A 25,312-nucleotide genomic window follows, 5' to 3' on the forward strand; every position below is an offset into this window, starting at 1 on the left:
ACGATGGCAGGCCAGCATTGAACACCACCCAGTCCACCACCATCGCCACCGCGCCATGGCCCGGATGCCCACCGCGGCTGCTCAGCGAGCAGGCCCGCGAAGACCTGACGTCCTATCGCAAGCTCGGCGGCTACCGCCCGCTCGCCGATGCCGATGAATTCCTTTCCGAAGTCGAGTCCAGTGGCCTGGTCGGCCGCGGCGGTGCCGCGTTTCCGCTGGCGGTGAAGCTGCGGTCGGTGCGCGACAACGGGCGCCTGCTGGGTGTCCCCGTCGTCGTCGCGAATGGCGAAGAGGGAGAACCGGCTTCGGTCAAGGACCGCTGGCTGCTGCGCAATCGCCCCCACCTCGTCCTGGACGGTCTGCGGCTGGCCGCGACGGTCGTCGCCGCGGACCGCGCCCACGTCTACGTGTCCGACCCGGAATCGGCGCACAGCATCGAATCCGCGCTCGCCGAGCTGGATCCCGGCGCGCTCGGCGTCACGATCGACCTGCGCACGGTGGCGCCGGGGTACGTGGCCGGCGAGGAGACGGCCGCTGTTCGCGCGATCAACGGTGGCCCGGCCAAGCCGACGGACAAGCCGCCGCGCCCCTTCGAAGCGGGAGTCGACGACCGTCCCACGCTCGTCAGCAACGTCGAGACCCTGGCCAACCTCCCCTACCTGCAGGGCCACGGGTCGGCCGACTTCCGGTCGCAGGGAACCACGCTGTCGCCGGGCACCTTCCTGGCGACCATCACCGGCAGCGGGCGACCTCCCGTCCTGTATGAACTTCCGCATGGGCTGCCATTCACCGAACTGCTTGCCCTGCACGGTGTCCCGGCCGACCAGGTGCGCGGAGCACTGATGGGCGGCTACTTCGCCGGTCTGCTCAATCGCTCGGTGTTGGAGACCACCCTGGACCACGAGACGATGCGACGCGTCGGCAGCGGGCTGGGCTGCGGCGCGATCTCGCTGCTGACCGAGGACTGCCCCGTCGCGGTCGCGGCATCGGTGCTCGCGTACTTCGACCGCGAAAACGCCGGCCAATGCGGATCGTGCTTCAACGGGACGGCGGCGATGGCCGCGGTCGCCGGTGCGCTGCGCGACGGCGCCGCGACGGCAGAAGACGTCGAACGGTTGCGCCGCTGGTCGGTGCTGCTGCGTGGGCGCGGCGCGTGCGCGACGCTCGATGCCGCGACGAACGTCGCCGCCAGCCTGCTCGATCAGTTCCCCGACGACGTCGCCGCCCATCTCAACGGCGCCTGCCAGGACTGCGCCGGCGGTGCGTTCCGCGCGGACCGTCCCTACGAGGCGGAACCTGTGAGGCACGCATGAAAATCCGTCTGGATCGCACCATTTGCGACGGCTTCGGCATCTGCGCCAAACATGCGCCGGGATACTTCTCGCTGGACGACTGGGGATATGCCTCCCTCATCGGGGACGGCACGGTGGCGGAGGCGGATCGCGACGCGGTCATGCGGGCGCTGCTCGACTGCCCGGTGCACGCCATCACCGAAATCGGCCAACGCACCGCCCGCGCCTCGCAGCCGCCGCTGGCCGACACCGCGGATCCGGCCGAGCACCTCAAAACCGAAGAGAACGAGGCGGAGTGGGGATTTACGCGCTGAGCCGTCCCCGCCCGTAGGAGCAGTGCCATGCAGCTCACCTTTGACGCCGACGTGGAAGCGTTTCGCGCAGAATTCGTCAGCTTTCTCACCGAGCACCTGCCGACCCAAGCCCAAGCCGCGGAGCGGCCGTCGTCGACCTCGCACGTGCCCGAATGGTCGCGCCGCTGGCAGCGCCTTCAGTTCGACCATGGGTGGCTACTGCCCGGCAACCCACCGGAATTCGGTGGCCGCAACGCAACCATCCTGCAGCAGTTCGTGCATCGTGAGGAGCTGTCGCGTCGCCGGATCTACCACTGCTTCAATCCCCAGGGCGTCGGCATCATCGCCGCGTCGCTGTTGTCCTGCGGCACCGAGGAGCAAAAGCGGCGCTGGGCCGTCCCGATCCTGCGAGCCGAAAAGACCGCGTCCCTGGGCATGAGCGAGCCCGGCGCCGGCTCCGATTTGGCCGGGCTGCGGACGAAGGCCGAATTGGTCGGCGACGAGTTCGTGGTCAACGGGCAGAAGGTGTGGACCTCCGGCGCCCATGACGCCGACGTCATCCTTACGTTCGTCCGCACGGACCCGAACGCCGTGCGGCACAAGGGAATCAGCGCGCTGCTCATCCCGACCGACAGTCCCGGGCTGGTGCGTCGCCCCTTCCCCTCCGTCTACGACCGCGACGAGCTGGACTTCAACGAGGTGTTCTTCAACGACGTCCGGGTGCCCGCGCGCAACCTGGTCGGCCCGCTCAACGGCGGGTGGCGGGTCGCCAACGGCTCGCTCGGCCACGAGCGCACCCTGATGTGGATGGCCTTCGCGAACCGGCTCGAGCAACTCCTCGAAGACTACCGGCCGCGCGACGAGGTCAACGCGGACCACTACGCCACGATCGTGATGGACTACTACGCGCTGCGGCTGCTCGGTTCGGCCGCGTTGGGCCGGGCGGCCCGCGGCGAGGTGGACGTGGCGGCGTTGTCCGTGCTGAAGGTGTTCGGCTCGGAGGCCGAACAGAGCGCGCTGCGGCACGCACTGGACGCTGCCGGGGCCGACGGTCTGCGCGACAAGATGCTGACGGCCCAGTACAACCCTTACGCCCCAGATCTTTTCACCGCCAGCTGGTTCGCGCGCTACATCAGCAGCTACGCGGGCACGATCGCGGGCGGCACGTCGGAGATTCAGCGCAACATCGTCGCCCAGCGCGTCCTCGGTCTACCCTCGCGCTGATCACAAGGCCGGACACAGCGACGACAGGAACTGCTGAGTTCGACGCCGAGACGTGGTTCGCTCTTCAATGTCCTTGCCCAACGGCACGATTCGCACCGCAAGGTCGGTGACGCCAGCATCCCGGTAGCGGCGCAACCGATCCAGGATGGCCGTCTCGTCGCCGGCCGCCATGGTGTCACCGACGTCTTCGGCGTCGCCGTGCTGCAGCAGTCGCACATAGTTGGGCGAGAAGTCCGCGTGCCCAAGCACCTCGCTGGCGTAGCCGCGAGCATCGTCGGTCTCGCTGTTCGAGCAGAGCGCGACCGGAACACCGGCGACGATCCGGGGCACGGGACGCCCGGCCCGGCCGGCCGCCGCGGTGAGGCGCGGAACGACGTGGTCGCCGATCGCGCGCTCGTCGGCCATCCACAGCACGGTGCCGGCGGCCCGCGCGCCGGCCAGTTGCAGCATTGTCGGTCCGAGCGCCGACAGCAGCACCGGCACCGCGAAGGCGTCCGTGACGTCGACCGGCGAATGGACGCAATAGCTTTCGTTGTCGACATCCACGCTGCCCGGACCGGCGAAGGACGCGAGGAGCACGTCGAGGTAGTCACCCATCAGGCGCGCCGGGCGGTCATAGGGCAATCCCAGCTGCGAGTTGACGATCCAATGATGCGAGGGTCCGATGCCCAGCGTGAACCGGCCGCCGCAGGCGACCTGGGTGGTCAGGGCTTGCTGCGCCATGATCATCGGATGGCGAGTCTGAATCGGCACGACGGCCGTTCCGATTTCGATGCGCTCGGTGGCGTGCCCGATCAGCGCCACCGCGGTCAGCGCGTCGAGATAGCCGGGGACCTGGGGCATCCAGAACGCGGTGAAACCGTCGCTTTCGGCGGCGACCCCGTCGTCGATCAGGCCGGCGAGCCGGTCGGCGCGGGGGCGCTCCTTGTCCGAGCCGACCATCAAGCCGATGCGCATGCGGCCCCTTTCCTACGGCACATAGCGATCCCACTCGTACGGGACAACCGCGAAAAACGGTGCGGCGAACAATGCTTCGACGCCCGGTTCGGCCCAGCGAGCCTCGAGCACCGGCCGCAGCCGCGCCGCGGTGGCAATCGGGTCGCCGTCGAGGAAGCAATACGTGATCGCCTGGTTCGCCGGTGCGCTAGCCAAGCTGGCGTCGACCCGACGCGACACTGCGGACCACACACCGGCGACGCCGTCGACGTCCACCAGCGGGTCCGGCGACGCCACTCCCCGCTCGACCACCACGAACGCGCCCCGCACGGGCAGCCAGGGCAACACGTCCGACCCGACCCTGGCGCGCGGCGCGGCGGCCTTGCTGTGCACGTCGTACACGCCGCGTTGCACCGGCGGCAGCAGCGGGAGTTTGCGACCGGCATTGCCCAGCGCCGTGGACAGTTCGTTGAAATCGCGCAATCCGGCCGCGTCGGTGAAGAAGTACGTCATCACGTGGTCGACCGCATCGAAGGGGCCGTCGCCGACCGCGCGGGCCGAGCGGCAGGCCGGTGTGGACACCAACCGCAGCGAGGCGCGCACCGCGAGCAGGCGGTGTTGCTCCGGGCGGTGGTCCAGGCTGTGCCAGCGCAGGTACTCGGCGTCTTTTCCGTCGGGGTGGCGGACCGCCATCGAGACGAACAGGGTGGTGATATCGCCGCCCCCGGCGGCAAGGATTTCGGGGACCTCGTCCGATGGCGTGCCGGGAAGATGCATAGCGTCGGTCCTCAGGTCTTCATCGAATCATGTTGGGACAGCGAGATTTCGGGGTGGCGCGCGGCGACCATGCGTCGGAAACCCTCGCGCCAGGGCACCTTTGTGCGGCCGAGCACGTGGTGCATGTGGGAGACGTCCGGCCACAGCGGGGTATGCGCCTGGGGCGTGTACTCGAAGATCGGCTCGACACCGACCAGCTCACCCAGGAAGGCGCAGTACTCCTCCACGCTGACGGTTTCGCTGCCGGCCCAGTTCACCACGACCGCTGGCGTCGCGGCGACCTCCATCGCTCGGATGCCCAGCGCCACGTAGTCGTCTTCATAGATGGGGTTGTAATTGTTCGGCTTGTCCGGATGCAGCCGAATGGGCTTGCCCGCCAACATCGCATCGAGACGGTCGGCGGGCGCACCGCCCTGGGGGCCGTACGTCGAACAGATCCGGATGATGGTCAGCGGAATCTGAAAGCGCCTGGCGATCCAGCTGCAGACCGCCTCCGCGGCAACCTTGGAGAAGCTGTAGTTCGCCCGCAGCGGCGCCCCCGGCGGATCGGTCTCCGTCAGCGGCCGCCTGCCCTGATAGGCGTAGATCGAGCCGGTGGAGCAGAAGACGAAACCCTTTGCGGCGCGGCAATGGTAGAGCAGGTCGCCGGACGCCTGCGCATTCGTCTCCACACACTGGATCCAGTCCTTCGTGCCCGGGTTCACGGCCGCGTGGAAGACGTAGGTGAAATCATCCGGGAGACCGGAGAAGTCGCCCGCAGCGACGTCCAGCGCCACCGGTGTGATCCCGGCGTCCACAAGTTTTTCCCGGCCCGCGGGATCTTTCAGGCGAGCGGCGCCCCACACCTCGTTTCCCGCCGCCGCCAGCGCACGCGCGATGGGAAATGCAATCTTGCCCGTCGCCCCGGTGATCAGGACCTTCTCCGCGTCGAGCAATCAGCCCTCCGAATGTTAAGTACTTGATATCGCCAGTGGAGCATAACCCCGGCTCGCGACGGAACGCCACGACGTCGGACTCGGTGTGGCGTGTGGATGTCGGTCACTAGTCGCGGCGCTAGCAGCGGAATAAACTGAGACAGCCAAGGTCACGATGGCCCCATTGGGAGGCCCACCATGAGGTGGTTTGTACGTCGTCTGACAGTTGTCATCGGGTGCGCCTTCATCGGGATGGCGACGGCGGTGATCCTCACGCCGGGAATCGGCTGGGCGGACTGCGATCGCAACATGTCGTGGAATCGGGTCACCATGGAGTGCAAACCGCCGCCGGCGATGCCGGATTGGTACGCGACCCCGCCGGCCTACGCGCCGCCATTCGCGGCGCAGGACGTGCCCCCACCGCCTCCGCCGCGGCCGTGGTGGTCACCGAACGAGCCGATGTGGAATGCCGGCTTTCACCAATGGGGTACCTATTTCGACGGCACCTGGGTGCCGTACTGACGGCGCTCATCGGGCAGGTGCGGTCTAGATCGTGCCTGCTCGCGGGTGATAACGTGATTCTCCGATTCGTATAACGGCCCTACCGAATAGGCAGCGCGACGCACCGGAGGTGACGTGTCAGCAGCACCCGGCCGCCCATTGCCCCTGGTCACGCAGGAGAACGAATTCTTCTGGACCTCGGGTGCCGACGGGGAGCTACGGCTGCAGGAATGCAAATCCTGCGACTCCCTGATCCATCCGCCGGCGCCGGTGTGCCGATACTGCCGGTCCCGCGACATCGGTGTGCGTGCCGTCTCGGGCCGGGCGACGCTCGCCGGATTCACCATCAACGAGCGGTTCAGCTTGCCCGGGCTGGTGGCTCCGTACGTGATCGCGCAGGTGGCTATCGCCGAAGATCCGCGCGTGCGACTGACCACGAACATCGTGGAATGCGTGCCCGAACAGCTCGAACTCGGCCAACCGGTCGAGGTCGTCTTCGAGCAGGTCGAGGACGTGTGGTTTCCGCTGTTCAAGCCGAGCGCCGACGGGCGCTCCGCTCCCCTGCCCGACGACGAGATCGCTCCGGAACGCTTTGGCGAGCACGTCCGCCCGATGCTCACGGTGGACAAGTTCGAAGACAAGGTCGCGCTGACCGGGATCGGGGCGTCGCCGATCGGCCGCCGCTTGATGCAACCGCCGCTGGCGTTGACAGTGCAGGCATGCGAGGCGGCCATCGCCGACGCCGGCCTGACTTACGCCGACATCGACGGTCTGTCCACCTACCCCGGCGCGATCAATGTCGGCGGCTTCGGAGAGGGCGGCACCACCGCCCTCGAGGGTGCGCTCGGCATCCGTCCGACGTGGCATAACGGCGCCATGGAGACCTTCGGCCCGGGCGGCTCGGTGATCGCCGCGATGCTGGCGGTGGCCTGCGGCCTGGCGCGCCACATCTTGTGCTTCCGCACGCTGTGGGAAGCCACCAACGGCGAGCTGATGAAGCAGGGCAAGATCACCCCGGCCGGCGCTTCAGCGGGCCGAATGTCGGGCTGGCAGATGCCATTTGGCGCCACGTCGGCGGCGCACACGCTGGCGATGAACGCGCAACGGCACTTTCACCGGTATGGCACCACCAAGGAAACGCTGGGTTGGATCGCGTTGAACCAGCGCGCCAACGCCGAACTCAACCCGACGGCCATCTACCGGTCGCCGATGACGATGGACGACTACCTCAATGCGCGCCCCATCACCACGCCGTTCGGGCTCTACGACTGCGACGTGCCGTGCGACGGCGCCATCGCCGTCATCGTCTCGGCCGTCGACGCCGCCCGCGACCTGGCCAAGCCGTCGGTGCTGGTGGAAGCCGTGGGAACGCAGATCGTCGAGCGACTCGACTGGGACCAGAGCACTCTCACCCACGAGCCGCAGGTGCTGGGCCAGGCGGCGCACGTGTGGACGCGTACCTCGCTACGGCCCGCCGATGTCGATGTCGCCGAGCTGTATGACGGGTTTTCCTTCAACTGCCTGTCCTGGATCGAGGCGCTCGGTTTCTGCGGGATCGGGGAGGCTAAGGAATTCCTGGACGGCGGCAAGAACATCGCACGCGACGGGCAGCTGCCGCTCAATACCCACGGCGGCCAGCTCTCGCACGGCCGCACGCACGGCATGGGTCTGCTGCACGAAGCCATCACTCAGCTGCGCGGGGAGGCCGGTGAACGCCAGGTCGCCGGCGCCCGCGTCGGTGTCGTCAGCAGTGGCGGGCTCACTCCCAGCGGCGTGCTCCTGCTGCGGGCCCCGGAATGAGGCGGACATGAACACCGCGGCACCGCGACCACGGCTGGTGATCGTCGACGGGGTGCCGATGTCGGCGCTGGTCGCCGAAGCCGACGACCCCGAGGCCGTGATCGTGGCCATCCACGGCGGCGGCACCACCGCAATGTATTTCGACTGCCCCGGCCACCCCTCGTACTCGCTGTTGCGGACCGGCGCGGCGGCCGGATTCACCGTGGTGGCCCTCGATCGGCCGGGCTATGGCAGCTCGGCACCGTATCCGGACGCGATGGTCTCCGGCGAGCAGCGCGTGCACCTGGCTTACGGCGCCATCGACCGCATCCTCGGCCAACGACCTTGTGGCGCAGGGATGTTCGTGTGGGGCCATTCGGGCGGCTGCGAGCTGACATTGCGGCTCGCCGCCGACGAGCGGGGTGCCGGCCTGCTCGGCATCGAGCTCGCGGGCACTGGCCGGCACTACCACCCCGCCGCCAAGGAAATACTGAAAACGGCCACCCGCGAACGCCGCCCGTCTGGCATGCGCGAATTGCTGTGGAGCCCAGTGGAGCTTTATCCCCCCGAGGTCCTGGGTGGCGCCACGGTCTCGCCATCGGCCCCGTCTTACGAGGACCAGATGGTGTCGGACTGGGCGCGACAGACTTTCCCGCAGCTCGCGCCCGCCGTGCGCGTCCCGGTGCACTTCAGCATCGCCGAGCACGAAAAGGTGTGGCAGACCGATGATCCGGCGGTGGCCGAGATCGGCGCCCTGTTCGCGGGGGCGCCGCGGTTGGTCGTACATCGACAACCGGACGCCGGGCACAACATCAGCCTCAGCCACGCCGCCCCCACCTACCACGCGAAAGTCCTTGATTTCGTGCGTGATTGCGTGGCCGAAGGCGCTTCACGCCCAGGCGGCCCCTCGAATGTGGCGCCACAGTCACTGTCGAGCCCCGACGTGACTGCAGCGTCACGATCGGTGGACGAGGAGGCGGGCTGATGCGCGTCGGATTCATCGGGCTGGGCAGCCAGGGCGGCCCCGTGGCGCGCCGGATCGTCGAGGGCGGCTACCCCACCACCCTGTGGGCGCGCAGGCCCGAGGCCCTCGAGGCGTTCGCCGACACCGCGGCCCGCGCCGCCGGGTCTCCGGCCGAACTCGCCGCGGCCAGTGACCTGGTCTGCCTCTGCGTGGTCGGTGATGCCGACATCGACGAACTAGCTTGCGGGACAAACGGATTGCTGTCGGCGATGCGGCCAGGAAGCGTCATCGCCGTGCACAGCACGGTGCACCCGAACACCTGCCGAGAACTCGCGAACACGGCCGCCGCCCAAGGCGTTTCCGTCATCGATGCGCCGGTGAGCGGCGGGGGCGGGGCGGCGGCCGAGGGCCGGCTGCTGGTGATGGTGGGCGGCGACACCGACGTTGTCGAGCGTTGCCGCCCCGTCTTCCAGACCTATGCCGATCCCGTCGTTCATCTGGGCGAGCTGGGCTCCGGACAAACGACGAAGCTGCTCAACAACCTGCTTTTCACCGCCAACCTGGCCACGGCGGCCACCGCCCTGTCGCTCGCGAACGCGCTGGGCGTCGAACCGGACCGCCTCACCGAGGTGGTCTCCCGCAGCAGCGGCAACAGCTTTGCGCTCAATGCCCTCGGCGGTATCGGCGAACTCGATCGGTTGGCCGGGGTGGCGGGCGGGCTGCTGCAAAAGGATGTTCGGCTGGTCGTCGACCTTGCCGAGAAAGCCGGGGCCGACGGCGGCGCGGTGCTCGACGCGGCCGACGCGGCGCTGGCGCTGATGGACCACCCGCGGTGAGAGTGGGATTCATCGGCGCGGGGCGAATGGGCCGCCCCATGGTCGGGCGTCTGGTGGCGGCCGGTCACGACGTCCGAGCCATTGCCCGGACGACCGAAAGGCGCCGGGAGCTCGAGCAACTGGGCGCGCGGGCCGTCGGCCGCGCGGCCGACGCCGGTGCCCGAGCCGACGTCGTGGTGCTCTGCGTGTTCACCGACGACCAGGTTCGAGAAACTGCCTGGCCGGCGAATTGCTATCCGCCCTGCGGCCCGGTGCGGCGCTGGTCTTGCACACCACCGTCGACCCGGACACCATCGCGGTGATCGCCGAGCGCGCCGACGGCGTTGACGTCGTCGATGCCGCGGTCAGCGGGGGCCCCCAGGACATCGCCGCCAGCCGGCTGACGCTGTTCGTCGGCGGTGCCGACCAAGCGGTTGACCGCGTGCGACCGCTGCTGGCGTGCTACGGCGACCCGGTCCTGCACGTCGGGCCGGCCGGCGCCGGGCAGAAGGTAAAACTCGTCAACAATGCGCTGTTCGCTGCGCAGATCGGGCTGCTCGCCGAGGCAATTCGACTGGGAGAAGCGCTCGGCGTGCCGGAATCGGCGCTGCTGACGGCCCTGGCGCACGGCAGCGCGGCCAGCCGCGTGCTGAACCTCGTCGCGACGAGCGGCTCCCTCGCGTCGTTCATCGAAATGACCGGTGAGTTCCTGACGAAGGATGTAGCCACCGTCCGCGCCGCCGCCGAGGCGCGGGGCAGCTGTCTGGGTGCGCTGGATGACGTCATCGCGGCCGTCGGCGCCGCGAAGAGGGTATGAAATGCCAGCGTTTTGGTCTTTCCGGTTCGTCACGAAGGTATTACCGTTAGCGTTACAGTCAGTGACTCCGCTGTAAAGGTTCAGCCCGACCTCGCCGCTGAGGAGGATGCAGTGACAAAACCGAAGGTCGTCTTCGATCCGTACTCCGAGGACTATTTCAACAACCCGTTCGACATCTATCGGCGGATGCGCGAGGAAACGCCACTGTATTACGACGAAAAAGAGGACTTCTACGCGCTGACGCGTCACGAAGACGTGGCGGCCGCGTTCAAGGACTTCGAAACGTACTCGTCCGCCCGCGGTTGCGACCTGGCGATGGTGCGCCGGGGCATTGCCCCCGAGCAGAAGTCGATCATCTTCATGGATCCGCCGGAGCACCGCCACATGCGCAGCCTGCTCAACAAGGCGTTCACTCCAAGGGCGATCCAGTCGCAGCGGGAGACGATCATCGAGGTAATCGACAAGTACCTGGGCGCGGTCGACCCGGACAACTTCGACGTCGTGCAGGACTTCTCCGGGCCGTTCCCCGTGGAGGTCATCACCCGGATGGCCGGTGTGCCCGAGGAATACCGCCAGCAGGTCCGGCACTGGATCGACACCAGCCTGCATCACGAGCCGGGCCAGATCGAGGTCAGCGAAGCGGGCATGCAGGCGAATATCGACACGGCGATGTACTACTTCAGCCTGGTCCAAGAGCGGCGCCAGGCGCCGCAGGACGACATGATCAGCCGGCTGATCGCCGCCGAAATCCCCGGTGAAGACGGCCAGCTGCGCAAGCTCGACGACATCGAGATCTGCGGTTTCGCAACCCTTCTGGGCGGCGCGGGCGCCGAGACCGTCACCAAACTGATGGGCAACGCCGCGGTGATCTTCGCCAAGCACCCCGACCAGTGGCAGATGCTGCAGGAGGACCGCGACAAGATTCCCGGCGCGGTCGAAGAGCTGCTGCGCTACGAGGGGCCGGTGCAATACAACGTCCGCTACACCCTCAAAGAGGCCCACGTGAGCGGGGGCGTGATCCCGGCGGGCAAACCCGTATTCCTCTGCGGCGCCGCGGCCAACCGCGACCCGGACGCCTTCACCGACGCCGACACCTTCAACATCGAGCGCGACCAGACCGAGGCGCAGCACCTTGGACTGGGGTATGGGATCCACAGCTGCCTGGGGGCCGCGTTGGCGCGCCTGGAAAGCCGGATCGCGCTAGAGCGGCTGCTCGACTTCATGCCGCGCTACGAAGTGGACTGGGCCGGGTGTAAACGAGTGAACATGCAAAACGTGGCGGGCTGGAAGAACGTGCCCGTCAAGGTGCTTCGTTAAAGGGGGCCACGATGACGAAGAAGATCGAGGTCGATTGGGGACTCTGCGAGAGCAACGGTGTCTGCATGGGCATCAACCCAGACATCTTCGAGCTCGGCGACGACGACATGTTGACCGTCCACCAAGAGGAAGTCACTCCGGAGAACGAGGCGGACGTGCGCGAGGCCGTCCGTCAGTGTCCTCGTCAGGCGATCTCCATCGTCGGAGAGTAGCGATCAGAATCCGGACAGGATGACCGCGTTGCAGTCGGCGGCCTGCTGGCGCAATTTGGCCGCCTTCTGGTAGCCCTCGGATTCGTACCAGGCCCGAGCCGCATCCACCGACTCGAATTCCAGCACCACGGTCTGGTCGCCGTGCCAGTCGCCCTCGATGACTTTGGGCGCGGTGTCCACCGCGAGAACCGTGGCGCCGCTCATCGCCGATCCGGCGGCTTGGGCGTATGCCTTCATGCCTTCCGGGTCTTTGATGGCCTCGGTGAGGATGACATACCCTTTGGCCACTCGAATCTCCTTACTCGCCTGGAACTTTGACTATTTCTCGCTGATCGCCTGCTCGGGACAGCATTGGATCGCCTCCTGCGCGGCCGATTCCAAATCCGTTGGGACATCGGAATCTATCGCTACGGCGTAACCGTCGTCGGTCAGGCTGAACACATCGGGGCACAGCGTCAGACACATGCCGTGACCGCGACACCGCTGGTCGTCCACCCACACCTTCATGCCGGCGTGAACTCCAGGTGCAATTCGGTCAGGCCACGCAGGATGTACGTCGGAACATAGTGGTAGCGACGGTTATTCGCCGGCCCGTGGACGTCCTCGTTGATCCTGATGTCCGTCGTGCGGTCGAGCAGCCGTTCGATCGCGACCCGGGTTTCCGCCCGCGCCAGCGGGGCCCCCGGGCAGCTGTGGATCCCGCGCCCGAACGCGATGTGCTGGCGCGCGTTCTTGCGGGCCGGGTCGAAGGTGGCGGGATCTTCGAACCGCCGCGGATCGCGGTTGGCGGCGGCCTGCACGATCATCACCGTGGTGCCGGCCGGCAGGTCGACGCCGCCGACGTTGACCGGCCGCCGGTTCATCCGGAAGTCGCCCTTGACCGGGCTCTCGTGGCGCAGCGACTCCTCGATGAAATTCGGGATCAGGCTGCGGTCCTTGCGCAACTGCGCCTGGATGTCGGGGCGCTCGCCCAGCGTCTGCAGGGCCGCACCGAGCAGCCGCACGGTGGTCTCCTGTCCCGCGGAGAAGACGTTGCTGGCGACGCGGGCCACGTCCTCGACCTCCGGGATCGAACCGTCGGGATACGTGGCGGTGGCCAGTCCGGTCAGCACGTCGTCGCGAGGATTCTGGCGGCGGTCGCGCACGTAGTCGGAGAACAGGCCATAGAGGAATTCCAGCGGGCTGTGGGCCAGGGATCCCTTGGTGCCGCCGATACCGCCACCCGCGTGGTCAGCGATGCCCTTGACGAACTTGTCGCGGTCCTCCATCGGGACGCCGAGCAGGTCGGCGATGACCAGCAGCGTGAACGGGCTCGCGAAGCCCTTGATCCACTCGCCGCGCCCCGGTGCGAGAAAGTCGTCGAGCGCCTGGTCGGCGAGGGCCCACATGGCGTCCTCGTTCTCCTTGAGGCGCTTGGGGGTGATCAGCCGCATCATCAGGGAGCGGTGGTTGGTGTGGGTCGGCGGGTCGAGCGTGGGCAGCTGGTCGCTGAACGGCAGCTCGTCGCGGTGCTGCTCGATCAGCTCGGTGATGTCGTCACCCTCGATCGGGACCGGAAAGCCGGGAAACGGGCCGGTCACCGAGATACACGAGGACCAGGTCTCGGCGTCGTTGAGCACCGCACACGCCTCGTCCCAACCGGTGATCATGGTGACGTCGTGATGGCTCTCCCGGGTGACGGGGCACCGCTGACGCAGCGCCTCGTAGTAGGGGTACGGGTCCTCGATGAGCTCGCTGCCGCGGAAGAAGTCCGGCTCGGAGAATTCGTTCGCCATCTCCTGCTCCTTGAATCTCGGCTAGTGAGAATGTGCCTCTCGCGGATGAGTATTACATTTTCACATGGGGTGGTGGTCGTCAACGACGGGCCCCCGCCGGGTGTCACACGACGCGCGAGTTCGCTGTCTGCCGGGCTGTGGCGCGCCGGCCCGCCGCTCGGCTAGCTGGCGGGAACCAAATCGGCGGCCACCGAGGGCCACGCCAGCAGCCCGCTGCGGAACGTCTCGACGCGGCCGATGGGGGCGTGCGGTGCCGCCGCGGCCGCCAGGGCCTGGGCCTTGAACGTCTGCGCCGCCATGCTCAGCTGGTGCTGCACCAGGCCCACACTGTCGTCGAGTTCGGACGGCCAGTTCTCGCCCCACAGCGTGACCTCCGTGGCGCCCTGATCGAGGGCCTGCAGCACGCCCTGACGCACCCGGGCGTCGCAACCGAACAGGTCCGCGGCGGCGGCCAGGGCCTGCGGGCGGGGCCGCGATTGCACGGACGCCAGGGCCTCTTCGAGGTCGAGCACCTGGGCGCCGATGATCTGCAGCGACCGGTCGCCGGGGTGCTCAGTCACCAGCACGGTGACGTCCCAACCCGCCATGGACCGGTCGAAGATCCAGCCGCCGGCGAACCGCACCACGTCGAGCGCGGTGGTGGCGACGACGTCGAGCCGGTATCTCATGTCGTCTCGCCTTTCTTCGGGGGCGCGAAGTCGCGCGCCAGTGCCTCGGCGTACTGCTTGAACACCTCGGGAAGCGGTATCGAGGGATCGAGTAACCATGTGGTTTCCATTCCGTGGACGAAGGCGAGGATTTCTACCGCCTTGACGGCGGGGTCGATGTCTTGGCGATACCGGCCATCGGCCTGACCGCGGCGGATGAGCTCGGCGACGATGTCGGTCGCGGCGCGGTGCCTGGCCAGCATGCGGTCGTGCAGCGGAGCCTCGGGAAGGATGTTCTCGACGAGCAGCACCGTGAACGTGCCCACCAATTCGGGGGCCCGGTGGAATCGGTCCGCGACGGCGGCGATCTGGTCGAACAGGTCCCCGGTCCGGTCGGCGTGGGTGTCGTCGTCGAGGTCTCGGGCATCCAGAACCGCGTGGAGGAGCTGCTCTTTCGATTCGAAGTGATGCAACAGCCCCGCGGGGGTCACCCCGGCCTCGCCGGCGATCTGGGCGAGCGTGGTGCTGCGCCAGCCGTTGCGGGTGAGCAGGCGTTGGGCGACGTCGAGGATCCGCTGCTTGCGGTCCTCACCCTTGGCGAGAAGCGTGTCGTATCGCCGCGCGACGGGCACCGGGGTCCTCTCTACCGACGTGCCAAAACCAACCTAGTGAACACACAGTAGGTTAGTTTGCCCGCTGTGACAAGGGTCACGTGGTGCCCGCTTGTGTGCCCTAGGGCCTCGGGTGTCAGCCCACCAGCTCGACCAGCGTGGCGTTGGCGGTGCCGCCGCCTTCGCACATGGTCTGCAGCCCGTAACGAATCCCGTTGTCGCGCATGTGGTGGGCCATGCGCGTCATCAACACCGCGCCCGACGCGCCCAGCGGGTGTCCCAGCGCGATGGCCCCGCCCAGCGGATTCATCCGGGCCGGGTCGGCTCCGGTCTCCGCCAGCCACGCCAGCGGAACCGGCGCGAAGGCCTCGTTGACCTCGAAGACCCCCACGTCGGACAGCGCGACTCCGGCCTTACCCAGCACCTTCTCGGTCGCCGGGATGGGGCCGGTGAGCATCAGCACCGGATCCGCGCCGGTCACCGCCCCCGCCAGGTACCGCACGATCGGCGTCAAGCCGAGCTCGACGGCCAGCTCCGCGGTGGTCACCAACAGCGCGGCGGCGCCGTCGGAGATCTGTGAGGAATTGCCGGCGTGGATCACGCCGTCCTCGGCGAAGGCGGGCTTGAGCGTGCCGAGCTTCTCGACGGTACTGCCGCGCCGCACGCCCTCGTCGGCCGTGACGACGTTGTTGTCGGCTCCCTCGACGAACACCGGCACCAGCTGCTCGGTGAACGCCCCGGCGTCCTGGGCCGCGGCGGCCCGCTCGTGGGACTCCACCGAGAATTCGTCGAGCCGGGCCCGGGAAAATCCCCACTTCTTGGCGATCAGTTCCGCCGACAGCCCCTGGTTGAAGGAGAAGTCGTCATAGCGGGCAAGGACTTTCGGGCCGTAGGGCATGCCGGTTGCCCGGGCCGAACCGAGCGGGACGCGGCTCATGACCTCGACCCCACCGGCCACCACGACGTCCTGCTGGCCGGACATCACCGCCTGCACGGCGAAGTCCAGCGCCTGCTGGCTGGACCCACAGGCGCGGTTGACGGTGGTGCCGGGGATTGTCTCGGGCCAGCCGGCGGCCAGGACCGCGTAACGGCCGATGTTGCTGGACTGGTCGCCCACCTGGGAGACGCAGCCCCAGATCACGTCGTCGACGATCTCGGGGCCGATACCGGTGCGCTCGACGAGTTCGGTCAGCACGACCGCGGACAGGTCGGCGGCATGCATGCCGGACAGGGCGCCATTGCGCTTGCCCACCGGTGTCCGCACGGCCTCGACGATGACTGTTTCACGCATATCCCTACTCCGATTGATTGGGGGCTCATTCGCCGAACGTGCACCGGGCGCGAGCAAGTCGTGAAAAAGTCGCTCCGAGTGCACGTCCGGCGAGTGACAAACCTACGTTAGACCTCAGTAGCTCCTCGGCAACTTCAGCACGTTGGCTCCCAGGAAGTTCAGGATCATCTCCTGGCTGACCGGCGCGATCTTCATCAGCCGGGCCTCCCGGAAATAACGCGTGATGTGGTATTCCTCGGCATAACCCATGCCGCCGTGGGTTTGCAGCGCTCGGTCCGCCGCGGTGAAGCCGGCATCGGCGCACAGATACTTTGCCGTATTGGCCTCGCGCCCACAGGGTTTGCCGTTGTCGTACAGCCAGGTGGCCTTGCGCAGCATGAGTTCGGCGGCATCCAGCCGGGCCAGCGAATCGGCGAGCGGGAACTGCAGTCCCTGGTTCATGCCGATCGGCCGGCCGAACACCTCCCGCTCGTTGCCGTATTTCACCGCCTTCTCCAGCGCCACCCGGCCGATGCCCAGAGCCTCGGCCGCGATCAGCATCCGCTCCGGGTTGAGGCCGTCGAGGATGTACTGAAAGCCCTTGCCCTCCTCGCCCACTCGGTCCTCGACGGGTACCTCGAGGTTGTCGATGAACAATTCGTTGGAGCTGACGGCGTTGCGGCCCATCTTGCGGATCGGGCGGATGTCGATGCGGCTGCGATCGAGATCGGTGAGGAACAGCGTCATCCCGTCGGTCTTCTTCGAGACCTCGTCGTAGCTCTGCGTCCGGGTGAGCAGCAGGATCTTGTCGGATTCCATCGCCTTGGAGATCCAGACCTTGCGACCGTTGACGATGTAGCGATCGCCGTCGCGCTTGGCGAACGTGGTGATGCGCGAAGTGTCAAGCCCGGCACCGGGTTCGGTGACGCCGAAGCAGATGTGCACCTCGCCGGTCGCGACGGCGGGCAACGTACGGGCCTTGAGTTCGTCGGATCCGTGCACGACAACCGGCTGCATGCCGAAGATGGACAGGTGAATCGAGCTGGCGGCGTTCATGGCGCCGCCGGACTTGGCGACCTCCTCGAGCAGGATCGTCGCTTCGGTGATTCCGAGGCCATGACCGCCGTATTGGGTCGGGATCGTCATGCCCAGCCAGCCGCCATCGGCGATGGCCTTGTAGAACTCGGTCGGAAATTCGTGCGACTGGTCCTTCTCCATCCAGTACTGGTCGTCGAATTTCCCTGCCAGTTCCGCGACCGACCGACGGATCAGTTCCTGGTCGTCGGTCAGCTCAAAGTTCATTCCCTCGCCGGGCACTGCCAGATCTCCTTCACGTCAATTTGTGCACCGGCGCGCGAATTCGTCGGTGGGGTGTCAGTCCTTGTTGCCGGTCAGGGCTTTCGCGTTGGCCGCGAAGTCCGCGAAGGACGAGCCGCCGCGGGTGTCCTTGCCGTGGCCCTGGGCCTTGATGGACACGTCGTGCCCCTCGGCGGCCTTGCGCAGCGCACCGACGGTCGCTTGTTCGCGCGAAATATGCGTGAACGGGTCGAACGAGTACCAGCGCATCGCGTTCTCGTGGGTCATCTTGTTGATCTCGTCGTCGGGAACGTTGTTCAGCGACAACACATCCCACAGCTCTTCGGGGGCGCCGGGCCACATCGAGTCGCTGTGCGGGTAGTCGGCTTCCCAGCAGATGTTGTCGATGCCGATCATGTTGCGCAGCGCCACTCCGACCTTGTCGCTGATGAAGCAGGTCAGGAAGTGGTCGCGGAAAACCTCGCTGGGCAGCTTGCCCTTGAAGTCCTGGTGCGTCCAGGCGGAGTGCATTTCGAAGGTGCGGTCGGCGCGCTCAAGGAAGTAGGGAATCCAGCCGGTTCCGCCCTCGGAGAGCGCGATCTTGAGGTCCGGGTATTCCTTGATGGGCCGCGACCACAGCAGGTCCGCGGCGGCCTGCACGATGTTCATCGGCTGCAGCGTGATCATCACGTCCATGGGCGCATCCGGCGCGGTGATGGCCAGTCGTCCCGACGACCCGATGTGCACGTTCATCACGGTGTCGGTGTCGCACAGGGCTTTCCACAGCGGGTTCCAGTACTCGTCGTGGAAGCTGGGATAGCCCATCGCGGCGGGGTTTTCGGTGAAGGTCAGCGCATGCACACCCTTCTTGGCCACGCGCCGCACTTCGGCCGCACACGCCTCGGCATCCCAGATCACCGGGATCGCCATCGGGATGAACCGCGCCGGGTAGGCGCCGCACCACTCGTCGATGTGCCAGTCGTTGTAGGCCTGCACCAGCGCGATCGAGAAGTCGTTGTCGTCGGTGGCGAACAACCGTCCGGCGAAGCCGGGGAAAGACGGGAAGCAGATCGAGGCCAGGATGCCGCCCGCGTTCATGTCCTTGACGCGCTCGTCGACGTTGTAGCAACCGGGCCGGATCTCGTCGAGGCCCGTCGGCTCGATGCCGTACTCCTCCTTGGGCCGCCCGGCCACCGCGTTGAGCGCGACGTTGGGAATGACGGTGTCGCGGAACTTCCACATGTCCGACCCGTCGGCGTTGTGTACCAGCCGGGGCGCGTCGTCCTGATACTTCTTCGACAGGTGGTTCTTGAACATGTCCGGGGGCTCGACGGTGTGGTCGTCGACGCTGATCAGAATCATGTCTTCTTTGTTCATGGCCGTCCCTTCCATCGGATCCACCGGATCGATTAGAGCCTCGGCGAATCGCTGTCCCGTGCCAAGATCACTAAATTGAAAACTATCTTCTCGCCAGGCGAGAATCAACATCCAGCGGTTGCTCGGCGGCGCCGCAGCCTCCTGACCAGCGGCCGAACGCGCAGGCTCATCGCCCCTCGGTCGCGCGGCGATGCGGTGAGGTAGAACCCCGGGTCGGCACACCGGCACGCCGCCGATTGCCGCCGTATAGACGGGGGCGGCGGCGCGGGGACCGAGCGAGCAAGGGCGGGGGCCGCGCCCGCGTCGGAGCGGCACGCCGGCATTGACCGGACGCACGTTTCGTGCCAGTCTGTTAGTTGCAAATGAGAATCCGATTCTCTTTCACCGAGAGGACACTGCCGATGCGCTTGCAGCCGCTCCCCGCCGACCAGTGGGACGAGGCGACCCGGCAGGCGCTCTCGGCGATGCGTGGGGCGGACACCAACAATGCGCTCTCCACGCTGGCCCACCATCCCGCGCTGGCCAAGGCGTTTCTCCGGTTCAACGTTCACCTCCTGATGTCGTCCACCCTGCCCGCCCGCATCCGCGAACTGGCCATCCTGCGGGTGGCCCATCGCCGGCAGTGCGCCTACGAGTGGTCGCACCACGTGCGGATGGCCAAGGACGAGGGCATCACCGACGAGCAGATCGCGGCGTTGGAGCGGGGCGAGGGCGCCGACGCGTTCGACCAAGCCGTGATCACCGGGGTCGACGAGCTCGACGAGAAGTCGGAGTTGTCCGACCAGACCTGGGCGGCGCTCGGCGAGCGCCTCGATGACCAGCAACGGATGGATTTCGTTTTCACGGTCGGCTGCTACGCGCTGCTGGCCATGGCCTTCAACACTTTTGGCATCCAGCCCGAACACGCCGAACAGCACTGACAAGAGGAGTAAGAACCTTGCCGCACTTCGCCAAGCCAGCCGCCGGCAGCTGGACAGAAAACTACCCCGAGTTGGGGACCGCGCCGGTCGATTACACCGACTCGATCGATCCCGCCTTCTTCGAGGCCGAACGCGACGCCGTCTTCAGGAAGACGTGGCTCAACGTCGGCCGGGTCGAGCGCCTGCCGCGCACCGGCAGCTACTTCACCAGGGAGCTACCCTCGGCCGGCAAAGGCACGTCGGTCATCATCGCCAAGACCAAGGACGGGTCGGTCAAGGCGTACCACAACGTCTGCCGCCACCGCGGAAACAAGTTGGTGTGGAACGACTTTCCCAACGAGGAGACCTCCGGCACCTGCCGCCAGTTCACCTGCAAGTACCATGCCTGGCGCTACAGCCTCGACGGCGATCTGACCTTCGTTCAACAGGAAGAAGAGTTCTTCGACCTCGACAAGTCCAACTTCGGCCTGGCATCCGTTCGCTGCGAGGTGTGGGAAGGCTTCATCTTCATCAACTTCGACGACAACGCGGCGCCGCTGACCGACTACCTCGGGCCGCTGGCCAAGAGCATCGAGGGCTACCCGTTCGGTGAGATGACCGAGACCTACTCATACCGGGCCGAGGTCGGCAGCAACTGGAAGCTGTTCATCGACGCGTTCGTCGAGTTCTACCACGCGCCGATCCTGCACCAGGGTCAGTACACCAAGGAAGAAGCCGCCAAGATTCAGAAGTTCGGCTACGAAGCGTTGCACTACGAACTGGCCGGCCCACACAACCTGCAGTCGACCTGGGGCGGTCAGGCACCGCCCCCGGACATGTCGATGGTCAAGCCGATGGACCAGGTGCTGCGCAGCGGGCTGTTCGGCCCGTGGGACAAGCCGGAGATCATCGAGAAGCTGGAGCTGCCACCGGGTGTCAACGTCAAGCGGGTCCCGCAGTGGGGCATCGACTCGTGGCTGTTCTACCCGAACTTCATGCTGCTGATCTGGGAGCCGGGCTGGTATCTGACCTACCACTATTGGCCGACCGCGGTGGACAAGCACATCTTCGAGTCGACCCTGTATTTCGTGCCGCCCCGCAATGCGCGGGAACGCCTGGCCCAGGAGCTGGCCGCGGTGACGTTCAAGGAGTATGCGCTGCAGGATGCCAACACCCTGGAGGCGACCCAGACCATGATCGGCACCCGGGCCGTCAAAGAGTTCCTGCTCTGCGACCAGGAAGTCCTGATCCGCCATCTGCACCACACCACCGCCAACTACGTCAAGGAGCACCAGCGCAATGGCGCTACCGTCTGAATTCGCCGCCCTCGAGCCCTTTTTGGAGTGGGACCTGGCCACCGAGCCCGAGCGCTACGCCAAACGACTGGCCTCGACGATGCCCCAGATGCAGGAGTTCTACGACGTCGCGTTCCCGTTGCTGAACGACGTCATCGCCTACTGCGACAAGTTCCCCCTGGATGACATGCCGGATGACGCAAAGACGTTGATGCACATGATGCAATCGCTGGTCATGGTGTCGTTCCCCATCGAGGCGTGGAAGCAGCCACGCGTGCCGGACAGCGGTGCGGCATGGGTCGAAGTGATCCGGGAACCGGTGATCTAACCGGTGCTGACGCTCAAGGCCGCAGGGCTGCTCGACGTTGATAGCGGCGAGATCGTTCGGCCTGGCATCCTCACGATCGAGGACGACCGGATCGCCCGCGTCGGGGGCGACCCCGAAGGCGACATCATCGACCTCGGCGACGCGATCCTGTTGCCGGGTCTGATGGACATGGAAGTCAATTTGCTCATGGGCGGACGGGGCGAGACGCCCGGGCTGTCCCAGGTTCAGGACGACCCGCCGACGCGGGTGCTGCGCGCGGTCGGCAACGCCCGACGCACGCTGCGCGCCGGTTTCACCACCGTGCGCAACCTGGGATTGTTCGTCAAGACCGGCGGCTACCTGCTCGACGTCGCCCTGGGCAAGGCCATCGACGCGGGCTGGATCGACGGGCCCCGCATCGTCCCGGCCGGCCACGCGATCACGCCCACCGGCGGGCACCTTGACCCGACGATGTTCGCCGCATTCATGCCGGGTGCCCTCGAGCTCACGGTCGAAGAGGGCATCGCCAACGGGGTCGACGAGATCCGCAAGGCGGTGCGCTACCAGATCAAGCACGGCGCCGAGTTGATCAAGGTGTGCGTTTCCGGCGGCGTCATGTCGCTCACCGGTGAGGCTGGGGCGCAACACTATTCGGACGAGGAACTGCGCGCGATCGTCGACGAGGCGCACCGCCGTGGGCTGCGTGTCGCCGCCCACACGCACGGAGCGGAAGCGGTCAAGCACGCGGTCGCGTGCGGCATCGACTGCATCGAACACGGGTTCCTGATGGACGACGAGGCCATCCAGATGCTGGTCGACAACGACAGGTTCCTGGTGACCACCCGCAGGCTCGCCCAGGCGATGGACGTATCTCGCGCCCCGAAAGCGCTGCAGGACAAGGCCGCCGAGATGTTCCCCAAGGCCGAAACCTCGATCAAGGCGGCCTACGAGGCCGGTGTGAAAATCGCGGTCGGCACCGACGCCCCGGCCATCCCGCACGGCAAGAACGCCGACGAGCTCGTGACGCTGGTGGAATGGGGCATGCCGCCGCTGGCGGTGCTGCGGGCCGCCACCATCACCGCGGCCGAGCTCATCAACAAGACCGACCGGGGGCGCCTCGCGCCCGGCCAGCTCGCGGATATCATCGCGGTGCCGGGAAACCCGTTGGAAGACATCACGGTTACCCAGCGCGTCAGCTTCGTCATGAAAGGCGGCAAGGTCTATGTCGACGCCCGATCAGCCTAAGAGCGGCCCGACCCGAACTGATGACCTGGTCGAGATCCAGCAGCTGCTCGGCCGCTACGCGGTCACCATCACCCAGGAGGACATCGAGGGTCTGGTCGCCGTCTTCACTCCCGACGGCACCTACAGCGCCTTCGGTGAAACCTACAGCCTGAGCCGATTCCCGGAATTGGTGGCCGCGGCCCCAAAGGGCTTGTTCCTCACCGGAACCGCGGTGATCGACCTCGACGGGGATGCGGCCACCGGCACCCAACCGCTGTGCTTCATCGACCACGCCACGCACGACATGCGGATCGGTTACTACCGCGACACCTATCTGCGAACCGGCGATGGGTGGCGACTGAAGACCCGAGCCATGACCTTCATCCGCCGCAGCGGTGTGCACGACTCCGGGCGCCCGCACGCCATCGGCCGCCCCGCCGGTGACTCCGCGGCCCAGGCAGCGACTTAAGGAGCCGACCCATCGAAGTGAATGTCGAGCAGTTCCGGGCCGACCTGCGCGCATGGCTCGACGACAACGATCTGACCCCCGGGCCCGATCACTCGCTGCAGGGGCACATGCGGCAGTTCGCCCGGGTCAGCCGCGCGCTCTACGACGCCGACTGGATGCGGTTCGGCTGGCCCGTCGAGGTCGGCGGGCTGGGCGGGCCCGCCGTGCTGCGCGCGATCGTCGGCGAAGAGGTGGTCGGTCGCCGGCTGGCCGAACCCGGCCCCTATTCGATGCTCGAGGTGCTCGCGCCCACGATGATCGATTACGCCCCCGCCGAGCTCGCCAAGGAAATGGTGCCTCGACTGCTCAGTGGGGAAGAGCAATGGTGCCAAGGCTTTTCCGAGCCTGGGTCGGGCAGTGACCTGGCCTCGCTGACCACCCGTGCGACGCAGCAAGGCGACAACTGGATCGTCAACGGGCAAAAGGTCTGGACCAGTTTCGCACAGTTCTCCACCCGGTGCGTCCTGCTCACCCGCACCGCGCCCGGGCACGACGGAATCACCGCGTTCTTCGTCGACCTCGACACCCCGGGCATCACCATCCGCCCGCTGCGCACGATGCACGGTGTCGACGAATTCTGCGAGGTGTACTACGACGACGTGGTGATTCCGGCCAGCCGGATGCTGGGCAAGCCCGGGGACGGCTGGCGACTGGCCATGGACCTGCTGCCCTATGAACGCTCCGCCTGCTTCTGGCAACGGATCGCCTATCTCTACTCGCGTTTCGACGACCTCATCACCACGGCGTCACAGACCGGCGGACCCGACGAATCCGCGCTCGGCGCAGCCTATCTGGCGCTTCACACGCTGCGCTGCCGATCGCGTGCCACCCAGCATCGCATGCGTGACGGGGCCCGGCTGGGGCCGGACACCTCCATCGACAAGGTGCTGCTGGCCACCGCGGAGCAGCGGCTCTACGACACCGTCCGCGACGTCTTGCCGGGAACACTCGAGCTCGAGGACACACCGTGGCGTTCGGAATACCTGTATTCGCGTGCCGCGACGATCTACGGCGGCACCGCCGAGATTCAGCGCAATATCATCGCCCGCCGGCTACTCGATCTCGGGAAGGAGTGAACGTGACCCCTTCGCCGGACACCGAATCCGATCCCGAATCGCTGCGCCTGCTGGCGGAGTCGCTGCGGACGACGATGACGGCCGCCTCGGGAGCCAAGCTCGACGCGGCGCTGACCGAGCTCGGCTGGCGCGACATGCTCGACGAAATGCCCGACATCGCAATACCTCTGGTGTTCAAACTGCTCGGCGAGACCGGCGCGCACGCTCCCGTGCTCAACGACGTGGTGCTGTGCGCGGCGGGCGACGCGCCCGGGGGCACGCTGCCGCTGCCGTTCGCCGGCGGCACCTGGGTGCTGTGGGAGCGCCGTGACCACACCGACTCGGCGATCGACGAGCTGCTGCCAATACACCCTGTGCCGCAACACGATTCCCTGCCGACCGCCGCGCTGCATGCGGGGTGGCGAGCCCTGGGATGGTGGCTGGTCGGCACCAGTCGCGCCATGCTGACCCTGGCTCGTCAACACGCCGTGGACCGGGTGCAGTTCGGTCGGCACATCAGTTCGTTCCAGGCGATCCGGCATCGGCTGGCCGAGGCGCTGGTCGCGATCGAGGGTGCCGAGGCGACGCTGCAGGCCGCCACGGAATGTGATGACCCCCAGGGGCTGGCTTCGCTGCTGGCCAAGGCCGCGGCCGGCCAGGCGGCGCTGACCACCGCGCGTCACTGCCAGCAGGTGCTCGGCGGCATCGGCTTCACCGCCGAACACCCGCTGCATCATCACGTCAAGCGGTCGCTGATCCTCGACGGGCTGCTGGGTAGTTCACGAGAATTGACACGTCAGGCCGGCAAGGCGGTCGTGGCGACCGGCTCCGCGCCCCGGCTCGCGCAGCTGTAACGGCCGGGCCCGCACCCCACCGCCCGCCGAGCATGAGATGCTTCGCGGGGGCGATAGCGCCCTGGGAGGTGGGACGCAATGAGTCAGGCGCAGACACCACAAAACCAGTTCGGCGTCGCCTCGGTGTTGCTGGGCCTGGTCGGACTCATCACCTGCTGGCTGCTGCTCGGGGTGCCCTTTGGCATCGCGGCGGTGGTGACCGGCGATATCGCCCGGCGGAGGGTGGCCCGCGGCCAAGCGGACAATCGCCGAACGGCCGTGGCCGGCATGGTCTTAGGAACGATCGCGATAGTGGCGGGACTGGTGGCGATCGGCTACTACGCCCGCCTTGATGCCCGAAACCACTGACGCAC

The 25,312-nt window shown here is 67.1% G+C and carries 28 protein-coding genes and 1 pseudogene; 18 read left to right on the forward strand and 11 right to left on the reverse strand.

Translation table 11 applies throughout. From position 1 onward, the window contains the following. The first annotated feature begins 17 nt into the window (after positions 1 to 17). From DQP57_RS01320 to DQP57_RS01330, 3 genes are read left to right on the forward strand one after another with little or no spacing between them, the layout of a single operon-like run. Positions 18 to 1,313 (forward strand): NADH-ubiquinone oxidoreductase-F iron-sulfur binding region domain-containing protein, encoded by a 1,296-nt coding sequence (locus DQP57_RS01320; protein ID WP_112631007.1) that lies wholly within the window; start codon positions 18 to 20, stop codon positions 1,311 to 1,313. Then, positions 1,310 to 1,606 carry a ferredoxin gene (locus DQP57_RS01325; RefSeq protein WP_112631009.1) on the forward strand — a complete coding sequence of 99 codons (297 nt, stop codon included), beginning with the start codon at positions 1,310 to 1,312 and terminating at the stop codon, positions 1,604 to 1,606. The genes DQP57_RS01320 and DQP57_RS01325 overlap by 4 nt, the downstream gene beginning before the upstream one ends. 27 nt (positions 1,607 to 1,633) lie before the next feature. After that, entirely contained in the window at positions 1,634 to 2,809 is a 1,176-nt protein-coding gene (locus tag DQP57_RS01330; protein WP_112631011.1) for an acyl-CoA dehydrogenase family protein, read from the forward strand. Here the strand turns inward: DQP57_RS01330 and DQP57_RS01335 are convergent, their stop codons facing one another. From DQP57_RS01335 to DQP57_RS01345, 3 genes are read right to left on the reverse strand one after another with little or no spacing between them, the layout of a single operon-like run. Further along, positions 2,810 to 3,766 (reverse strand): LLM class F420-dependent oxidoreductase, encoded by a 957-nt coding sequence (locus DQP57_RS01335; RefSeq protein ID WP_112631012.1) that lies wholly within the window; start codon positions 3,764 to 3,766, stop codon positions 2,810 to 2,812. A 12-nt stretch (positions 3,767 to 3,778) separates the two neighbouring features. Continuing rightward, positions 3,779 to 4,522 (reverse strand): hypothetical protein, encoded by a 744-nt coding sequence (locus DQP57_RS01340; RefSeq protein WP_112631014.1) that lies wholly within the window; start codon positions 4,520 to 4,522, stop codon positions 3,779 to 3,781. Positions 4,523 to 4,533: 11 nt separating this feature from the next. Beyond that, positions 4,534 to 5,457 (reverse strand): NAD-dependent epimerase/dehydratase family protein, encoded by a 924-nt coding sequence (locus DQP57_RS01345; protein ID WP_112631016.1) that lies wholly within the window; start codon positions 5,455 to 5,457, stop codon positions 4,534 to 4,536. 177 nt (positions 5,458 to 5,634) lie between these two features. Between DQP57_RS01345 and DQP57_RS01350 the strand changes: the two genes are divergently transcribed. The 7 genes and pseudogenes from DQP57_RS01350 to DQP57_RS01380 all read left to right on the forward strand — a co-directional run bounded on the left by DQP57_RS01350 (position 5,635) and on the right by DQP57_RS01380 (position 11,841). Continuing rightward, positions 5,635 to 5,958 carry a hypothetical protein gene (locus DQP57_RS01350; RefSeq protein ID WP_112631018.1) on the forward strand — a complete coding sequence of 108 codons (324 nt, stop codon included), beginning with the start codon at positions 5,635 to 5,637 and terminating at the stop codon, positions 5,956 to 5,958. Between the two features lie 114 nt (positions 5,959 to 6,072). Next, the gene (locus DQP57_RS01355) at positions 6,073 to 7,737 is read left to right on the forward strand and encodes a thiolase C-terminal domain-containing protein (RefSeq protein ID WP_112631020.1); all 1,665 of its coding nucleotides are present in this window, start codon (positions 6,073 to 6,075) and stop codon (positions 7,735 to 7,737) included. A gap of 7 nt (positions 7,738 to 7,744) precedes the next feature. After that, positions 7,745 to 8,701 (forward strand): alpha/beta hydrolase, encoded by a 957-nt coding sequence (locus DQP57_RS01360; RefSeq protein ID WP_112631022.1) that lies wholly within the window; start codon positions 7,745 to 7,747, stop codon positions 8,699 to 8,701. Beyond that, positions 8,701 to 9,516, forward strand: coding sequence for an NAD(P)-dependent oxidoreductase (locus DQP57_RS01365; RefSeq protein ID WP_112631024.1), 816 nt, complete (start codon positions 8,701 to 8,703; stop codon positions 9,514 to 9,516). The genes DQP57_RS01360 and DQP57_RS01365 overlap by 1 nt, the downstream gene beginning before the upstream one ends. Before the next feature lie 38 nt (positions 9,517 to 9,554). Beyond that, positions 9,555 to 10,312 (forward strand): annotated as a pseudogene (locus DQP57_RS01370) (NAD(P)-dependent oxidoreductase). Positions 10,313 to 10,423: 111 nt separating this feature from the next. Continuing rightward, on the forward strand, positions 10,424 to 11,629 hold the full coding sequence (locus DQP57_RS01375; RefSeq protein ID WP_112631026.1) for a cytochrome P450: 1,206 nt from the start codon (positions 10,424 to 10,426) through the stop codon (positions 11,627 to 11,629). Positions 11,630 to 11,640: 11 nt separating this feature from the next. Beyond that, the gene (locus DQP57_RS01380) at positions 11,641 to 11,841 is read left to right on the forward strand and encodes a ferredoxin (protein ID WP_007777398.1); all 201 of its coding nucleotides are present in this window, start codon (positions 11,641 to 11,643) and stop codon (positions 11,839 to 11,841) included. Between the two features lie 3 nt (positions 11,842 to 11,844). Here the strand turns inward: DQP57_RS01380 and DQP57_RS01385 are convergent, their stop codons facing one another. From DQP57_RS01385 to DQP57_RS01420, 8 genes are all read right to left on the reverse strand, one after another. Continuing rightward, complete coding sequence (locus tag DQP57_RS01385; RefSeq protein ID WP_112631028.1) at positions 11,845 to 12,129, reverse strand: DUF1330 domain-containing protein; 285 nt, start codon at positions 12,127 to 12,129, stop codon at positions 11,845 to 11,847. 30 nt (positions 12,130 to 12,159) lie between these two features. After that, positions 12,160 to 12,348: a ferredoxin gene (locus DQP57_RS01390; RefSeq protein WP_112631030.1), complete on the reverse strand. Its 189-nt coding sequence runs from the start codon at positions 12,346 to 12,348 to the stop codon at positions 12,160 to 12,162. Next, complete coding sequence (locus DQP57_RS01395; protein WP_112631032.1) at positions 12,345 to 13,616, reverse strand: cytochrome P450; 1,272 nt, start codon at positions 13,614 to 13,616, stop codon at positions 12,345 to 12,347. Before DQP57_RS01395 ends, DQP57_RS01390 begins: the two co-directional genes overlap by 4 nt. A gap of 161 nt (positions 13,617 to 13,777) precedes the next feature. Next, a complete protein-coding gene (locus tag DQP57_RS01400; protein WP_112631034.1) occupies positions 13,778 to 14,284 on the reverse strand; it encodes a hypothetical protein in 507 nt (168 codons plus the stop codon). Then, the gene (locus tag DQP57_RS01405) at positions 14,281 to 14,895 is read right to left on the reverse strand and encodes a TetR/AcrR family transcriptional regulator (protein ID WP_112631036.1); all 615 of its coding nucleotides are present in this window, start codon (positions 14,893 to 14,895) and stop codon (positions 14,281 to 14,283) included. Before DQP57_RS01405 ends, DQP57_RS01400 begins: the two co-directional genes overlap by 4 nt. A 115-nt stretch (positions 14,896 to 15,010) precedes the next feature. Beyond that, positions 15,011 to 16,165: a thiolase family protein gene (locus DQP57_RS01410; RefSeq protein ID WP_112631038.1), complete on the reverse strand. Its 1,155-nt coding sequence runs from the start codon at positions 16,163 to 16,165 to the stop codon at positions 15,011 to 15,013. 114 nt (positions 16,166 to 16,279) lie between these two features. Further along, on the reverse strand, positions 16,280 to 17,446 hold the full coding sequence (locus tag DQP57_RS01415; protein WP_112631040.1) for an acyl-CoA dehydrogenase family protein: 1,167 nt from the start codon (positions 17,444 to 17,446) through the stop codon (positions 16,280 to 16,282). Positions 17,447 to 17,518: 72 nt separating this feature from the next. After that, the gene (locus tag DQP57_RS01420; protein ID WP_112631228.1) at positions 17,519 to 18,817 is read right to left on the reverse strand and encodes an amidohydrolase family protein; all 1,299 of its coding nucleotides are present in this window, start codon (positions 18,815 to 18,817) and stop codon (positions 17,519 to 17,521) included. 401 nt (positions 18,818 to 19,218) lie between these two features. Between DQP57_RS01420 and DQP57_RS01425 the strand changes: the two genes are divergently transcribed. From DQP57_RS01425 to DQP57_RS01460, 8 genes are all read left to right on the forward strand, one after another. Beyond that, a complete protein-coding gene (locus DQP57_RS01425; RefSeq protein WP_112631042.1) occupies positions 19,219 to 19,737 on the forward strand; it encodes a carboxymuconolactone decarboxylase family protein in 519 nt (172 codons plus the stop codon). A gap of 17 nt (positions 19,738 to 19,754) precedes the next feature. Continuing rightward, positions 19,755 to 21,032, forward strand: coding sequence for an aromatic ring-hydroxylating oxygenase subunit alpha (locus tag DQP57_RS01430; protein ID WP_112631044.1), 1,278 nt, complete (start codon positions 19,755 to 19,757; stop codon positions 21,030 to 21,032). Then, a complete protein-coding gene (locus DQP57_RS01435) occupies positions 21,016 to 21,339 on the forward strand; it encodes a hypothetical protein (RefSeq protein WP_112631046.1) in 324 nt (107 codons plus the stop codon). The genes DQP57_RS01430 and DQP57_RS01435 overlap by 17 nt, the downstream gene beginning before the upstream one ends. 3 nt (positions 21,340 to 21,342) lie before the next feature. Next, positions 21,343 to 22,563: a metal-dependent hydrolase family protein gene (locus DQP57_RS01440; protein ID WP_112631048.1), complete on the forward strand. Its 1,221-nt coding sequence runs from the start codon at positions 21,343 to 21,345 to the stop codon at positions 22,561 to 22,563. Further along, positions 22,541 to 23,011: a nuclear transport factor 2 family protein gene (locus DQP57_RS01445; RefSeq protein ID WP_112631050.1), complete on the forward strand. Its 471-nt coding sequence runs from the start codon at positions 22,541 to 22,543 to the stop codon at positions 23,009 to 23,011. Before DQP57_RS01440 ends, DQP57_RS01445 begins: the two co-directional genes overlap by 23 nt. A gap of 17 nt (positions 23,012 to 23,028) precedes the next feature. After that, complete coding sequence (locus DQP57_RS01450) at positions 23,029 to 24,126, forward strand: acyl-CoA dehydrogenase family protein (protein ID WP_112631052.1); 1,098 nt, start codon at positions 23,029 to 23,031, stop codon at positions 24,124 to 24,126. Between the two features lie 74 nt (positions 24,127 to 24,200). Continuing rightward, complete coding sequence (locus DQP57_RS01455) at positions 24,201 to 24,959, forward strand: acyl-CoA dehydrogenase family protein (protein WP_240631648.1); 759 nt, start codon at positions 24,201 to 24,203, stop codon at positions 24,957 to 24,959. 78 nt (positions 24,960 to 25,037) lie between these two features. Continuing rightward, a complete protein-coding gene (locus DQP57_RS01460) occupies positions 25,038 to 25,307 on the forward strand; it encodes a DUF4190 domain-containing protein (protein ID WP_112631055.1) in 270 nt (89 codons plus the stop codon). The last annotated feature ends 5 nt before the right edge of the window (positions 25,308 to 25,312 follow it).

The sequence above is a fragment of the Mycobacterium colombiense genome, from assembly GCF_003284935.1.
GTDB classification, from domain to species: Bacteria; Actinomycetota; Actinomycetes; order Mycobacteriales; family Mycobacteriaceae; genus Mycobacterium; species Mycobacterium arosiense_A.